This window comes from Caproicibacter sp., assembly GCF_046707225.1.
Classification (GTDB): Bacteria; Bacillota; Clostridia; order Oscillospirales; family Acutalibacteraceae; genus Caproicibacter.
In genome coordinates, this window is record NZ_JBJKOP010000040.1 from 44,447 (window position 1) to 57,572 (window position 13,126).

The window sequence follows — 13,126 nt, forward strand, 5'->3', positions numbered from 1 at the left end:
ATGGGATTACTGTTTTTATTCGGAGTCACCTTTGCGGCGGGGCTGTTCTTTCTCCTTTTGGACGTGCTGCGCCTGCCGTACCTCAGCACCGCCAAGGCCATGCTCAATACCACAAGGGCAGAGAAAAAAGTGGCAAGGAGTTTAGAAGCCTATCTCATGACTTGGGCGGTAAAGCTCGCCAAGCTCATCCGCATGGACGAATACCGCAGGCATCGGCTCAAAAATGTGCTGAAAGCCACCGGCATGAACATGGAGCCGGAGGTCTATCAGGCCTATGCGCTGGTGAAATCCGGAGTGATTCTGCTGCTGGCAGTTCCGGCTGGGTTTATCTTTCCCCTGCTGGTGCCGGTGGTGGTATTCCTTGCGGTCATGGTGTATTTTAAGGAAACCAAAAAGGCCGATGAAAAGCTCTCCGCAAAGCGAGCCTCCGTAGAAAAGAAGCTGCCCCGCTTTGTTGCCAACATCGAACAGGAACTCAAAGCCTCCCGTGATGTGCTGGCGATTATAGAGAACTACAAGAAAAACGCCGGGGAAGCCTTTGCCGGTGAGCTAACCATGCTGGCAGCGGATATGCGCTCCTCCAGCTACGAGGCCGCCCTTACCCGATTTGAGGCAAGGCTTAATTCGCCCATGCTGTCCGACGTGGTGCGTGGTCTCATCGGTGTGCTGCGTGGCGATGACAGCACGGTGTATTTTCAGATGCTGACGCATGATTTCAAGCAGTTGGAATTGCAGCGACTCAAGAGCGAGGCACAGAAAATACCGCCGAAAATCCGTGTGTTTTCCTTTCTCATGCTGATGTGCTTCCTCTTTACCTATCTGGCCATTATTGCCTATGAGATCATCAAGTCCCTTGGCGGGATGTTTTAGGGAGGGGTGAGCATGAAGAAAATCTTAAAATCCAAACATGGCGAGGGCTACATTGATGTATGTGTCCTTGTCCTCTGCGCCATGCTGGTGATTGCGCTGGCTGTGCAGGTGCTGCCGGTGTTTATCGCAAAGAACCAGCTGGATACCTATGCCACCGAGCTGTGCCGGGAAGCAGAAATCAGCGGCAGGGTGGGCAGCGAAACCAGCCGCCGTGCTGCGGTTCTCACTGAGCAGACCGGGTTGAGTCCTCGAATTTCATGGTCAAAGACCGGGAATATCCAGCTGAATCAGGAAATCACCGTGACCTTGACTTTAGAGAAGAACATCGGGCTATTCGGCGGGTTTGGCTCGTTCCCAATCACCCTGCGCTCGGAGGCCTCCGGCAAAAGCGAGGTGTACCACAAATGAACAAGCTAAGATACATTCTCAAGGATAAAGCCGGGAACGGCTTCCCCTTGGTGGTAGCCATTACGCTGGCGCTTGTGATTATCCTGTGCGGCGTGATGGAGTTTTTTCGGCTGAATATCATTGCCGCCGGTGTAAAAGAAGCCTTGGAGGATGCCATTATTGTAACAGTCAACGACAACTATGCCGATGTGTATCACGGTGTCCGGGAGGGCTACAGCGGCGGCTACCAGCCGAACGGCTCCTCCTTTTCCTACAGCGTAAAGACCGGTGATATTTACGGTTACATGGACGGTGTCCTCGGCACAAAAAATGTAGGCGGTTACCATGTAAAATATACCGGAGATGCTTTGGAGTACAAACTCTCCGGCTTGGATGTTACCATCCGAAATGCGCCGCTGGCTCCTTCCTCCACTAAAAACGCACAGCGTTTTGAAGCGGATGCGGTAATCTGGCTGGAGGTACCGGTCTATTTCGGCGGCAAGGAGTTGGCTCCCATGAAGATCAAGCTCAAAGTTCAGGCGGGATACACCGAGGTGTTTTAACTGTTCGGGTAATTGTCTGGACTTCCGAAAAAAATTGTAGTATGGTGAGAAATACAAAAGGTAACATTTTACACTTCTTCAAAGGAGGTTTTCTATATGGGTAATAAAACGAAACGGAGGCTTGCCATTGCGGGAGCTGCGGTCATCGGCCTTGCGCTGGTGATTGCCATCGGGATGCGGTTTGCCAAGGAACCCGTAAGGCCGGATACTTCTTCACAGGAGCCGGTTAGTTCTTCGAATGTGGCTCCTGATATACAGAATAGCACAGAGAAAAAAGAGGTGGTGGTTTCCCCGCAGCCCACACCGGAGCCGGAAAGCTCGGAAACGCTGTCTCCGCAAACCGATCTGCCGGAGCAGAAGCTCCAGCCCGATCCGGTAAAGCCGGAAGCTCCTGCAAAGCCTGAGCTGCCAAAGGATGCGGATACCACGAACCCGTCCAAGCCGCCGGAATACAAGCCGGAGGATACAGAAAAGAAATCGGCTGCTGAAAGCAAGCCGCAAAACGGCGGTGGCCTGCCGGGATTTGATAATGTGCCGGACGGCGGTGCCAATCAGGGCGAATATGTAGATGGTGATGGTGATATCAATAAGCAGGTTGGGGAAATGGACTGACAAAAAATATATTAACAGCAAGGAAACACGGTTTAACGCCGTGTTTTTTGTTGCAGAAAGGAGAGTTTATGAAGCGATTTATGGGAGTGCTGCTCTCAATGGCGATCCTGTTCGCTGCTGTTTTTCCTATGAATGCTTATGCGGATACAGGCGGCAGCGGCAATGTGGACGGCGGTGGCGGCGGCATGGGTGACGGTACCAGCACCAACTCGTGGACTCCCGGAAATGAGGGTGTGCGGGTAACGGTGGTTCGGGCAAGTGACCATGCAGTGGTTACGACTCCTTTTGATTTTACCAATAAGACACCTTCTTCTGGCATCTATCATTTTGGAAAAGTCAGTAAGCTGCAATATAACGGGGGCATGAGCCTGTCACCAACAAAAGGTGGATATACCTTTAAAAATCCGGGACAGACAATGCCGAAGATCATCAGCACCAATGGCAGCAACAATATCGAAGCCATCAAGAGTTATTTCTGTTCGGAATATGTGGTAAAGCGTATCGCAGAGATCACCGGAATGAGCTACGATGTGCTGATTGGCGGCGAGTATAAAATATTACTGGAACCCATCGCCTATTATAAATTCGAGGGTGTGATGATTGCCACCACAGCCACAGAAGCCGCCATGTATGACGAACAGGTCGGCGGCCTCCTGCGCAGGAGGATGGTATCACTATCCCATAAAAATCTGCCGCTGGCCATGTTCTTGGAGGTGGCGGATCTCGGCTATCCGGCATGGTCAGGCAGCCAAAGCAAGGCCGCTTCCAATGCGGATATTAAAGCAGCTCTTGGTCTTGGCGTCGTGCGATTTAAGGATGCGCCTGCCGAGCCGCCCAATGTTTCGGCATATAACTACGAATACCGGGTGAACACCGAGGTCACCACAGCGATTACAGTCAGCGGCGGTCAGAGTGATCCGGATCATCCGGTGTCCGCTACCTTTTATGTGAACGGCAGAAGCTACCGGGTCAGCAACATCTACTATCCGGACGGTGACAGTCAATTGGCGTGGATACGCTGGACAACGCCGAATACTCCACAGCAGATGACGATAACCGTTTCTGTGTCCGGAGGCGGCAGCTTCAGCAAGGCGACAATTAACGTAAATATCGTTGACCTTGATAAGAATCCGCCGCCCAATCCTGTGGCAGATGACCGCAACGACAGCTTTAGAAAATCCACTGTTCCCAATAATCCGCAGCAGACCTCCACGAGCTGGACGGTATGGCGGCCTTGGTGGCAAGAGCATTGGGTATGGCACAGCGACTGGAACTGGTACAGCGATGGTGACGGAGGCGGTCATTGGGAGGATGACGGCGAATGGGTCGATGAGGGCTGGTGGGAGTTTGACCTCGACCGATATCAGGCCAGCCTGTCGGCAAGCATGGCAATCAAGCCCGATGACAAAAATCCAACCGCCAGCGGCAAGACGATGAAATCCGGCTATGGGATCAATGAAACGGTTTCTGCCAGAGTCAGCACGAATCAGCCCTCGGCGGTAACCGGAGCGCAGACTGCGGTGACCTATTTCCCGGAATTCGGGTATCAAACCTACTGGCGGCTGCTGGAGCGTATGAGTTCAGGCTACAGCGCCCGGTTTGAATTTCAGAAAAACTCCTACAGCACCTATAACCGCAGGACGCATTTTTCACCCATCTGGTTCCCGGATGGAAGCTATACCCCGTACACATGGCTGATTGATTGCTGGTCACCCGCCGGGATGCTCTCCATAAATCTCACGGACAGCGTTACCATCCGGGATAATTTATGGACGGACTGGCACATTGCGCCGCAGAAACCCCATTAAGAACAGAGAAACAGCAAGACCGCAGCCAATCGAAAGCTGCGGTCTTGCTGTTTTCAACCCTATGATGAAAGGTGGAAAATCAATGAAATCGAAACGAATTGCAATGCTCCTGTGCGTTGCCCTGATGCTGTGCCTGATGTTCAGTACAACAGCCTATGCAGCGGGAACCGGTGATGTAGCCGGAGCCATTGAGGGAACGTGGACAACGGCCTCCCAACAGATTAAAACCGTGGTCAACAAGGTGGTGTTCCCCGCCATCGACCTGATTCTGGCCGTGTTTTTCTTTGCTAAGTTAGGCACATGTTATTTTGAATATCGCAAACATGGCCAGATGGAATGGGCGGCTCCGGCAATCCTGTTTGCCTGCTTAGTGTTCACACTGACCGCTCCCTTATACATCTGGCAGGTGCTGGGGATGTAGCGGAGGGTTATTCCTCCGGCTTATCCGTCAGGCACAGCGGGGTCTCATCTGCATCCATATATGTTTCCTCGCACTCCTGCTGGGCGGTGCGCATGATACAAGCAGCCTGAGAAATGAGCTTCTCGGCATCGGTTGCTGTGTTGAACATTTTATAGTAGAGCTTTTTGTAATCTGCCACACAAATACCTCCTTTGAAATTATTTCGGCGGCCTCCGTTGTGTGGTATTAAAGCTCTGAAAGGACTAATTGTCAAGTCATAAATCAGGAAAAAAAGCTGGCCGGTGTGGGAGGAAGCGGCAGTTATGAAAGAGGTGAAATTCAAATGTTTATCTGGGATTTTGTTGCCGACACTGTCCTCGGTCAGATTGTAGATTGGATCTATGGTCAGATCGTGGGCTTCCTCGGCGACTTTTTTATGCAGATGGGAAACATGGGCGCTGACCTGTTCGAAATGAGCTGGGTGCAGTCCATCGTGCTGTTCTTTTCCTATCTGGCGTGGGCGCTCTACGGTGTCGGCCTTGTGGTGGCTGCCTTTGAATGCGGGATTGAATCTCAGTCCGGCAGAGGCAGCATCAAGGATACTGCCCTCAACGCTATCAAGGGCTTCATGGCTGTGGGGCTGTTCACTACGGTGCCGGTGGAGCTGTATAAGCTGTCGGTGTCTTTGCAGGGCAGCTTCACTGCCGGGATTACCGGCCTTGGAACCGACTTCGGAACGGTAGCCCAAGGTATTATCGCCTCCCTGCAGGATGCGGGGAATCTGGAGCAGGCCATGACCAGCAATGTGTTCGGCGGCTTGTCTGCTATTACAAGCCCCATCATGATGATCTTTATCTTGATTCTGATGGGCTATGCGGTCATTAAAGTGTTCTTCGCCAACCTCAAACGGGGTGGCATCCTGCTCATTCAGATTGCTGTGGGGAGCCTGTATATGTTCAGTGTTCCCCGTGGATATATTGACGGCTTTGTTTCGTGGTGCAAGCAGGTGATCGGTCTGTGTCTTACGGCATTCCTACAGGCAACGGTGCTGATTGCCGGACTCATGGTGGTAAAAGACCATGCGCTGCTGGGGCTTGGCTTGATGCTGGCAGCCGGTGAAATTCCCCGCATTGCCGGACAGTTCGGACTGGACACCAGCACCAAAGCCAACCTCATGAGTACGGTGTATGCGGCGCAGACGGCGGTAAATATGACCAAAACAGTGGTACAGGCGGTGGCGAAATGAGTGAGAACAAGCTGGTCTATATCGCCTCACCCTACGCCGGGGACATACAACAGAATGTGGAATTTGCAAAGGCGGCCTGCCGCTATGCAATGGAGCAGAATTGTACGCCGATAGCTGTCCATCTTCTGTATCCGCAGTTTTTGGATGACAATGACCCCATCCAGCGGGAATCCGGTCTTCGCATGGGGTATCGTGTGCTGGAGGCCTGCGATGAGCTGTGGCTTTGCGGCAGCCGAATTTCCACCGGCATGGCGATGGAGCTGAAAGAAGCTAAAAAGTTGGGTATCCCTGTTCGGGAGATATCCGCAGAACAAATCCAAGGAGGTTTTACGATGGAAAAGAAATATGGTGTGTGGGCGATGCGCAGTGCCGGTTCGGTGTGCGGAGCCGCTCAAAGCTGGTGCAAACACGGCGGCAAGCCGATGGAGTTTGACACGATGGAGCAGGCTGAAAGCTATGCCAAGCGGTTGAATGAATCCTGTTATTCTCCCAATGTACATTATGCCGCTAAAGAAATGGAACGGTCGCTGAATCAAGGCTCCGGTTTTTCCATGCGGATGTAAGGGAGGTGCCTCATGTATATTTACCCTGATCACTTAAGAGCAAAGGCGACCTTGTGGCTGTGGCAGCTGCGGGATATCGGCATCATCGGTGTGGCGCTGCTCATTTCTGTGCTTGCGGTTTCCCAGATGGGCTTTGTGCCTCCCATTGTTCTGACCGCCGTCTACGCCTTTTTAACCATCCGCTTTGAGGACACAAGCATTCTGGATTTCCTCCGGTATGCCTGTGCCTTTTTTATTACCAAGCAGCAATTCTATGAATGGAGGTATACGTCAAATGAGTAAAAAAGCAAAGCAGGAGGAAAAACAGCGAGCCTCCACCCGGCAGCTCATCGGTACCAAGGAAATCACTGAATACAGCCTGCAGACCTATGGGCATGGGGAGCTTGTGTATTTCATCATCAAGCCCAGCAACATATCGGTGCTTTCCGAGGCCAGCATCAGCACCCGCATCTATGCCTTGATGACGGTTCTCAAGGGAATCGCCGAAATCGAGATTTTGTGCTTAAACAGCCGGGAAAACTTCGAGGACAATAAGCGGTTTCTCCGCAGCCGCATGGAGCAGGAGCAGAATCCCGTGGTACGAAAGCTCCTTGAAAAAGACCTGTCCTTTCTTGATCGGATACAGGTGCAGATGGCCACCGCAAGGGAATTTTTAATCATGATCCGCCTGTGGAATGAAAAAGAAAAAGAGGTGTTCCCATACCTGTCTCGCATTGAGAAGTCCCTGAAAGAACAGGGCTTCTCCGTCAAGCGAGCGGACAAGGAGGATATCAAGCGCATCCTTGCGGTTTATTTTGAGCAGAATGTCACGACCGAAAAATTCGAGGATTTCGATGGCGAGAGATGGGTTATTTGGAACGAATAGAAAAATGGGAAGTCAAGAGGGTGTTCTTGACTTCCCGTTTTTAACTCCCTATCTTGCTTGTTATATAAGCACTACAAAAGTTAAAACCATATTGCGTTTTGATCTTTAAATTGTGGTGTTAGGCTATTTTGATAGGGATTATAGTTATTTATGTTACATCCAAATTCTTTTAAAAAGCATATTTTTTCATCCTGTGTCCACTGGATAAGGGAAATACCGTCAAATTCTTCTATTCTGCCATCCACCATAGTGTTTTTAAAATACCATTCAACTAACGTTTGGTCTTCTTTATGGAAAAATTGCTTTACATTCCACGCAAGTACGCTTCCACGGTTATTCCATTCTGTAAACCAATGTTTGATTAGTTCACTACCTTTATATTTTGGTCCCCAACTTTCAATATAAATTGCATCATATGAAAAAATATCTGCAATCCCTAAATCTTGTTTTTGCAGCCACATATCAAACCAAAGTCTGATAGTTTTTTCTCTACTTTGTATAGGAATCATTTTTCAGCCTCCTCGTATCTGTCGTGTACAGTAATTATATCTCACTTCTCTATCAAAGTGAACCATTTTACTTGGAGCCGTCACAAACGTGGCGGCTTTTCCTATATCCAAAATCAAAATACAGAAAGGAAGAAACGCCAATGGCAAGAAAAAGAAAGCCCCAATCACCGCCACAGGAGGATGCCAGAATCCAAGAATTTCTGGATATGGTTGCCCCCTCGGTGGTCAAATTCAACACCGACCACTTCATCTGCGGGAACACTTACCGTTGCGTTTGGGCGCTGCGGGAGTACCCCACCGCCACTGAGGAACAGGCCATTCTCCGCCACTTGGGAGAAAAGGATGGCGTGACCCTGCGTATCTATACCCGCCATGTCACGCCGGTGGAGGAAAAGAAAATCATCAGCAACGCCGCCAATAAAAACCGCCTGAGTAAATCCAACACCAACGATCTGCAGCAGACCGTCATGGCTGAAAGCAATCTGCAGGATGTAGCCACCATCGTGGCGCAGGCGCATCGGAATCGGGAACCCTTCATCCACTCGGCTGTGTACATCGAGCTGTCCGCACATGATCTGGATCAACTAAAGCTGTTGCAGACAGAAGTCATGACCGAGCTGATCCGCTCTAAGCTCAATGTAGACAGACTGATGCTCCGCCAGCAGCAGGGCTTCCAATGCGTGATGCCCAGCGGTTTTAATGTGTTTCGTTATCAGTTCGAGCGTGTTCTCCCGGCCTCCAGTGTGGCGAACCTCTATCCCTTTAATTACTCAGGTAAAACAGATGCAAACGGCTTTTATGTGGGGAGGGATAAGTTCGGCAGCAATGTGCTGGTGGATTTCAATAAGCGAGCCGATGACAAGACCAATGCAAACATCCTGATTCTCGGCAATTCCGGTCAGGGAAAGTCGTATCTTCTCAAGCTCATCCTGTGCAATCTGCGGGAATCAGGCATGAATATAACCGCACTCGATCCTGAAATGGAGTACGAGGATCTGACCAACAACCTCGGTGGCTGCTTCATTGACCTCATGTCTGGCGAATTCATCATCAATGTGTTGGAGCCGAAAACATGGGATGAAAACGGCAGCCCGGAGGATAAGGATGCCCCGCAGACCTTCCGCATCAGCAGCAAGCTCAGTCAGCATATTTCCTTTCTCAAGGACTTTTTCAGAACTTATAAGGACTTTACTGACCGGGAGATCGACACCATCGAAATCATGCTGCAGAAGCTGTACGCAAAGTTCGGCATCAGCGACAGTACCAAGTTCGACCGGCTAACTGCCAAGGACTATCCCATCCTGTCGGATCTGTATGCGCTGATTGAAGAAGAATACAAAGCCTTTGACGAGAACAGCCGCCAGCTTTACACCGCAGAGCTTTTACAGAATATCCTGCTGGGACTGCACTCCATCTGCAAGGGTGCGGAGTCGAAATTCTTTGACGGACATACCAATATCACCGATTCCAGCTTTGTGACCTTTGGGGTGAAAGGATTATTACAGGCAAGCAAAAGCCTGAAAAACGCCCTGCTGTTCAACATTTTATCCTACATGAGCAACGAGCTTCTGACCAACGGAAACACCGCCGCCAGCATCGATGAATTCTACCTGTTCCTCACCAATCTCACCGCCGTTGAGTACGTCCGCAACTTTTCCAAGCGTGTGCGTAAAAAGGATTCGGCGGTAATCATCGCCTCGCAGAATCTGGAGGACTTCAACATCGAGGGCATCCGGGAATATACCAAGCCCCTGTTCAGCATCCCTACTCATCAGTTCCTGTTTAACGCCGGAAATATTGATGCCAAGTTCTATATTGACACCCTCCAGTTGGAGCAGAGCGAATACAACCTGATCCGTTACCCGCAGCGTGGCGTGTGTCTCTACAAATGCGGCAACGAGCGGTATAACCTGATGGTGAACGCTCCGGAGCATAAGGCGAAGTTGTTCGGAAAGGCAGGTGGCCGTTAATGGGAGGTGAGAAAAATGGACATGAAAGATCAGCGCTTCGGTATTGAGGTGGAGCTGACCGGCATCACCCGTAAAGCTGCCGCCGATATTGCTGCCGCTTATTTTGGTACAACGGCTGTGTATGACGGCAGTTATTACGACACCTACGCCGCTATCGACTCCCAAGGCCGCAAGTGGAAATTTATGAGCGATGCCAGCATAACACCACAGAGAAAAAACGGCAGACAGACCGTCGCAGCATCGGATGAATACAAAACCGAGATGGTCAGCCCCATCTGCCGCTGGGAGGACATCGAAAAAGTGCAGGAGCTGGTGCGAAAGCTCCGAGAGGCCGGTGCCATTGCCAACAGCTCCTGCGGCATCCATGTTCATGTGGATGCCTCTCCCTTTGATGCGAATACTTTGCGGAATATCACCAACATCATGGCCGCCAAGGAGGACTTGATCTATAAAGCGCTTCAGGTATCGGTAGCAAGACAGCATCGCTGGTGCAAGCCGGTGGACAACCGGTTTCTGGAGGAGCTGAACCGCAGAAAGCCCCGGACACTGGATCAGGTCGGTCGCATTTGGTACAACGGCGAGAGCCGCAGCAACATCCACTATGATGACAGCCGGTACCACTGCCTGAATCTTCATTCAGTGTTCCAGAAAGGTACGGTGGAGTTCCGTTTGTTCAACGGAACCACCCATGCCGGAAAAATCAAGGCCTACATCCAACTGTGCATGGCAATCTCCGCACAGGCGCTCAATCAACGCTGCGCCAGCCGAACCAAGACGCAGACCACCAACGAGAAGTACACCTTTCGCACTTGGCTGCTGCGCTTGGGGCTGATTGGGGATGAATTCAAAACTGCTCGTGAGCATCTGCTGAAGAATCTGGACGGCTGCATTGCTTGGCGTGATCCGGCGCAGGCAGAAAAACAAAAGGAACGGATGCGGCAGAAAAAAGAAAAAGAGCTGGAGCAGGCACGGCAGGCTTCCACAGAAGCCCAGCCCACCGCTCCCGAACCAACCGAAGCCGAGGCAGAAAATGCCCCGGCTTTTACTATGCATATGTAAATTTATGTGAATGTAAGGAGGAAACCATGACGAAAAACCGCTTATACATTGCCTATGGCAGCAATCTTCATCTGCCGCAGATGGCATTCCGCTGCCCCACCGCCAAGGTGGTGGGAGCCAGCGAGGTCAAGGGATATGAGCTGCTGTTCCGTGGCGGCAGCCGTGGTGCCGTAGCCACCATTGAGCCGCTGGAGGGCAGCTCCGTGCCTGTGCTTCTATGGAAAATCAGGCCGCAGGATGAGCTTTCCCTTGACCGTTACGAGGGCTACCCGAATTTTTACCGCAAGGAAATGCTGGAGGTAGAGCTGAACGGCAAGCCGATCAATGCGATGGTGTACATCATGAATGACGGCAGAGAGTTCGGCGCACCCTCGGATTTTTATCTGCACACCATCGCCGAGGGCTATGAAACCGCAGGCTTTGATACGGATTTTTTGGATCAGGCGGTGGAGAAATCCATCCGACTGGCGCAGGAGCAGCAGGCTGCGGAGGATGCGCAGTTCAACCTTTGGGAACAGAAATGGTGGTGATCACCGATGGCAGACCCGGCAACCATTACCCTTGCGGTGAAAGCGGCAATCGCCGCAGTCACTGACAAACGGACATGGAAAGCGGTGGGCATGGTAATTGCCGCCATTCTCACCCCGTTTATTTTAATCATCGTTATGATTATGAGCCTGCTGTCCGGTACCGCAGAACATAACAATTCCGCTGTAGATCTCACCTTTCACGGCGGGAGTATATCCTCGCAGGTGCCAGCTGAGTACCGGCAGTACATCGAGGATATGCAGGGCAGCTTCTCTGATTTGGATGAAGCTGTGTCTGAGATTACGCCCATGATCGAAAGCGGCAGCATCGACAGCACCCGCATAAAGTCCATTTTTTATTCTCTGTATTTCGGCGCTGAAAATCTGCGGATGAACGCTTCCGATTACCGAGCCTTTGTAGATTGCTTCGTCCGGTACGAGGAGCGCACCGTTACCGATGCGGACGGCAACGAAACGGAGGAAACCTACACGGTGGCTGTTCCCATTACCGATTTGAATGAAATATATGCAAGCCTTGAAAGCTCCCTCGAAAGAACCATCACAGAGGAAAACAAGATAAATGCAGCGCAGATTTACAGCCGTGTGCTTTATGGTCACGGACTACCGAGAGATGGAAGCATCGGTGAGGATGAATGGTCTGGCGGCGTGTTTGACGGTGAGATTTACACCGGCGGCGGTGATTTTGCCAGTCCCCTTGGAGCTAACTGGCGTAGTATGGTCACCTCAGAATTCGGTTGGAGGCCGAATCCGTTCGGCGGCGGTGGCGGCGAGGGTCATTCCGGCCTCGACATGGGCGCACCAAAAGGAACACCGATACAGGCCGCCCGCACGGGTGTGGTCAGCTATGTAAAAGACTCCGGCAGTAGCGGCTATGGCTACCATGTGGTTATTGATCATGGAGATGGCATGGTCACTTTATATGGTCACTGCTCCAAGGTATATGTGCGTTCCGGGCAGACGGTACAGCAGGGCGATGTGATTGCCGCCGTAGGCAGCACCGGGCGAAGCACCGGAAACCACCTTCATCTGGAGGTGCGCATCGGCGGTAAGAAAGTGAATCCAAGACAGTTTTTGCCGTAAAGGAGGCGGCATGATATGAAAGCAATCTTTGAAAGAAAGCCCTCGGATTTTGATCTTCGGAGCTTTGAAGTATCGAAAACCCTACGGCTTCCCGCTGAAGTTTTTGAAGCTGTGCTGGAAAATTCTCAGCGGGAGTATGCCTTTATTCAGGAAAATATAGAGCATATGCACTGCGACAGCAGCGGTGTGTATCACTGCCTGCTGCTTACCGGCGAGGGCAGAAACGACGGACTGCTGGTGGAATCGGAGGGCTACGGCTACTGCCGGTATGCCTCCTATGTTCCCAATATTTCTGGGCTGATCGCCCCGGTCAGTAGGCTGAAAGATTTGCTCCGCACCCGCTGGGAGAATCTCCATCTGCTCCTCAAGGATGTGGAGGTGCAGCCTGCCACCATCGTGGAGTTGGATGAACACACTCTGACCGATGCCGGGAAAGCGGCATGGGCTGATGTTTTGGATGCCGAGGTGGTCAGGATTTACAACGGCTACTACGGCTTGCAGATGGAGCTGGACAAGGTGAAGCCCTCCCGCTTAGAGGAATTCTCCGTCATGCTTGCTGGGTACTGCCCGGTATCTGACTATGAAAAATGGGTGACACAAGAGAGTGATACACTCTCTCAGTCACTCGAAATGAAATGATAAAATG

17 protein-coding genes are annotated in these 13,126 nt (G+C 51.4%); 15 read left to right on the forward strand and 2 right to left on the reverse strand.

The window, feature by feature from the left end:
• The 6 genes from ACLQ3M_RS11515 (at position 1) to ACLQ3M_RS11540 (ending at position 4,661) form a co-directional block, all read left to right on the forward strand.
• Positions 1–870 (forward strand): secretion protein F, encoded by an 870-nt coding sequence (locus ACLQ3M_RS11515; protein ID WP_411677838.1) that lies wholly within the window; start codon positions 1–3, stop codon positions 868–870.
• 12 nt (positions 871–882) lie between these two features.
• The gene (locus ACLQ3M_RS11520; RefSeq protein WP_041700882.1) at positions 883–1,278 is read left to right on the forward strand and encodes a DUF4320 family protein; all 396 of its coding nucleotides are present in this window, start codon (positions 883–885) and stop codon (positions 1,276–1,278) included.
• The gene (locus ACLQ3M_RS11525; RefSeq protein WP_411677839.1) at positions 1,275–1,820 is read left to right on the forward strand and encodes a hypothetical protein; all 546 of its coding nucleotides are present in this window, start codon (positions 1,275–1,277) and stop codon (positions 1,818–1,820) included. Before ACLQ3M_RS11520 ends, ACLQ3M_RS11525 begins: the two co-directional genes overlap by 4 nt.
• Before the next feature lie 96 nt (positions 1,821–1,916).
• Positions 1,917–2,432: a DUF6550 family protein gene (locus ACLQ3M_RS11530; RefSeq protein ID WP_411677840.1), complete on the forward strand. Its 516-nt coding sequence runs from the start codon at positions 1,917–1,919 to the stop codon at positions 2,430–2,432.
• A gap of 68 nt (positions 2,433–2,500) precedes the next feature.
• On the forward strand, positions 2,501–4,240 hold the full coding sequence (locus ACLQ3M_RS11535) for a hypothetical protein (RefSeq protein ID WP_411677841.1): 1,740 nt from the start codon (positions 2,501–2,503) through the stop codon (positions 4,238–4,240).
• An 82-nt stretch (positions 4,241–4,322) separates the two neighbouring features.
• Positions 4,323–4,661 carry a DUF3852 domain-containing protein gene (locus ACLQ3M_RS11540; RefSeq protein WP_411677842.1) on the forward strand — a complete coding sequence of 113 codons (339 nt, stop codon included), beginning with the start codon at positions 4,323–4,325 and terminating at the stop codon, positions 4,659–4,661.
• 7 nt (positions 4,662–4,668) lie between these two features.
• On the opposite strand, the gene ACLQ3M_RS11545 is transcribed toward ACLQ3M_RS11540, so the two are convergent.
• Complete coding sequence (locus ACLQ3M_RS11545) at positions 4,669–4,839, reverse strand: hypothetical protein (RefSeq protein ID WP_411677843.1); 171 nt, start codon at positions 4,837–4,839, stop codon at positions 4,669–4,671.
• A gap of 144 nt (positions 4,840–4,983) precedes the next feature.
• Here ACLQ3M_RS11545 and ACLQ3M_RS11550 point away from each other — a divergent pair, with 144 nt between their 5' ends.
• Genes ACLQ3M_RS11550 through ACLQ3M_RS11565 form a run of 4 tightly spaced genes read left to right on the forward strand, consistent with a single transcriptional unit; the run spans position 4,984 to position 7,314 of the window.
• Positions 4,984–5,886 carry a conjugal transfer protein TrbL family protein gene (locus ACLQ3M_RS11550; RefSeq protein ID WP_411677844.1) on the forward strand — a complete coding sequence of 301 codons (903 nt, stop codon included), beginning with the start codon at positions 4,984–4,986 and terminating at the stop codon, positions 5,884–5,886.
• The gene (locus tag ACLQ3M_RS11555; RefSeq protein ID WP_411677845.1) at positions 5,883–6,449 is read left to right on the forward strand and encodes a hypothetical protein; all 567 of its coding nucleotides are present in this window, start codon (positions 5,883–5,885) and stop codon (positions 6,447–6,449) included. Before ACLQ3M_RS11550 ends, ACLQ3M_RS11555 begins: the two co-directional genes overlap by 4 nt.
• 12 nt (positions 6,450–6,461) lie before the next feature.
• The gene (locus ACLQ3M_RS11560) at positions 6,462–6,731 is read left to right on the forward strand and encodes a hypothetical protein (RefSeq protein ID WP_411677846.1); all 270 of its coding nucleotides are present in this window, start codon (positions 6,462–6,464) and stop codon (positions 6,729–6,731) included.
• Complete coding sequence (locus tag ACLQ3M_RS11565) at positions 6,724–7,314, forward strand: hypothetical protein (protein ID WP_411677847.1); 591 nt, start codon at positions 6,724–6,726, stop codon at positions 7,312–7,314. The genes ACLQ3M_RS11560 and ACLQ3M_RS11565 overlap by 8 nt, the downstream gene beginning before the upstream one ends.
• A gap of 80 nt (positions 7,315–7,394) precedes the next feature.
• Here the strand turns inward: ACLQ3M_RS11565 and ACLQ3M_RS11570 are convergent, their stop codons facing one another.
• Positions 7,395–7,814, reverse strand: coding sequence for a nuclear transport factor 2 family protein (locus tag ACLQ3M_RS11570; RefSeq protein WP_172634805.1), 420 nt, complete (start codon positions 7,812–7,814; stop codon positions 7,395–7,397).
• A 149-nt stretch (positions 7,815–7,963) separates the two neighbouring features.
• Between ACLQ3M_RS11570 and ACLQ3M_RS11575 the strand changes: the two genes are divergently transcribed.
• From ACLQ3M_RS11575 to ACLQ3M_RS11595, 5 genes are read left to right on the forward strand one after another with little or no spacing between them, the layout of a single operon-like run.
• Positions 7,964–9,793 carry a VirB4 family type IV secretion system protein gene (locus ACLQ3M_RS11575; RefSeq protein ID WP_411677848.1) on the forward strand — a complete coding sequence of 610 codons (1,830 nt, stop codon included), beginning with the start codon at positions 7,964–7,966 and terminating at the stop codon, positions 9,791–9,793.
• Positions 9,794–9,808: 15 nt separating this feature from the next.
• Positions 9,809–10,852 (forward strand): amidoligase family protein, encoded by a 1,044-nt coding sequence (locus ACLQ3M_RS11580; protein ID WP_411677849.1) that lies wholly within the window; start codon positions 9,809–9,811, stop codon positions 10,850–10,852.
• Positions 10,853–10,878: 26 nt separating this feature from the next.
• Entirely contained in the window at positions 10,879–11,382 is a 504-nt protein-coding gene (locus ACLQ3M_RS11585; protein WP_411677850.1) for a gamma-glutamylcyclotransferase family protein, read from the forward strand.
• 6 nt (positions 11,383–11,388) lie between these two features.
• Positions 11,389–12,480, forward strand: a complete 1,092-nt coding sequence (locus ACLQ3M_RS11590; RefSeq protein ID WP_411677851.1) for a M23 family metallopeptidase — start codon at positions 11,389–11,391, stop codon at positions 12,478–12,480.
• Between the two features lie 15 nt (positions 12,481–12,495).
• Positions 12,496–13,119 carry a DUF6329 domain-containing protein gene (locus ACLQ3M_RS11595; protein WP_411677852.1) on the forward strand — a complete coding sequence of 208 codons (624 nt, stop codon included), beginning with the start codon at positions 12,496–12,498 and terminating at the stop codon, positions 13,117–13,119.
• The last annotated feature ends 7 nt before the right edge of the window (positions 13,120–13,126 follow it).

What these genes read in the sequence shown, in the direction of transcription:
- ACLQ3M_RS11515 (WP_411677838.1), top strand. Translation starts at nt 1, where the DNA reads ATGGGATTACTGTTTTTATTCGGAGTCACCTTTGCGGCGGGGCTGTTC.
- ACLQ3M_RS11520 (WP_041700882.1), top strand. Translation starts at nt 883, where the DNA reads ATGAAGAAAATCTTAAAATCCAAACATGGCGAGGGCTACATTGATGTA.
- ACLQ3M_RS11525 (WP_411677839.1), top strand. Translation starts at nt 1,275, where the DNA reads ATGAACAAGCTAAGATACATTCTCAAGGATAAAGCCGGGAACGGCTTC.
- ACLQ3M_RS11530 (WP_411677840.1), top strand. Translation starts at nt 1,917, where the DNA reads ATGGGTAATAAAACGAAACGGAGGCTTGCCATTGCGGGAGCTGCGGTC.
- ACLQ3M_RS11535 (WP_411677841.1), top strand. Translation starts at nt 2,501, where the DNA reads ATGAAGCGATTTATGGGAGTGCTGCTCTCAATGGCGATCCTGTTCGCT.
- ACLQ3M_RS11540 (WP_411677842.1), top strand. Translation starts at nt 4,323, where the DNA reads ATGAAATCGAAACGAATTGCAATGCTCCTGTGCGTTGCCCTGATGCTG.
- ACLQ3M_RS11550 (WP_411677844.1), top strand. Translation starts at nt 4,984, where the DNA reads ATGTTTATCTGGGATTTTGTTGCCGACACTGTCCTCGGTCAGATTGTA.
- ACLQ3M_RS11555 (WP_411677845.1), top strand. Translation starts at nt 5,883, where the DNA reads ATGAGTGAGAACAAGCTGGTCTATATCGCCTCACCCTACGCCGGGGAC.
- ACLQ3M_RS11560 (WP_411677846.1), top strand. Translation starts at nt 6,462, where the DNA reads ATGTATATTTACCCTGATCACTTAAGAGCAAAGGCGACCTTGTGGCTG.
- ACLQ3M_RS11565 (WP_411677847.1), top strand. Translation starts at nt 6,724, where the DNA reads ATGAGTAAAAAAGCAAAGCAGGAGGAAAAACAGCGAGCCTCCACCCGG.
- ACLQ3M_RS11575 (WP_411677848.1), top strand. Translation starts at nt 7,964, where the DNA reads ATGGCAAGAAAAAGAAAGCCCCAATCACCGCCACAGGAGGATGCCAGA.
- ACLQ3M_RS11580 (WP_411677849.1), top strand. Translation starts at nt 9,809, where the DNA reads ATGGACATGAAAGATCAGCGCTTCGGTATTGAGGTGGAGCTGACCGGC.
- ACLQ3M_RS11585 (WP_411677850.1), top strand. Translation starts at nt 10,879, where the DNA reads ATGACGAAAAACCGCTTATACATTGCCTATGGCAGCAATCTTCATCTG.
- ACLQ3M_RS11590 (WP_411677851.1), top strand. Translation starts at nt 11,389, where the DNA reads ATGGCAGACCCGGCAACCATTACCCTTGCGGTGAAAGCGGCAATCGCC.
- ACLQ3M_RS11595 (WP_411677852.1), top strand. Translation starts at nt 12,496, where the DNA reads ATGAAAGCAATCTTTGAAAGAAAGCCCTCGGATTTTGATCTTCGGAGC.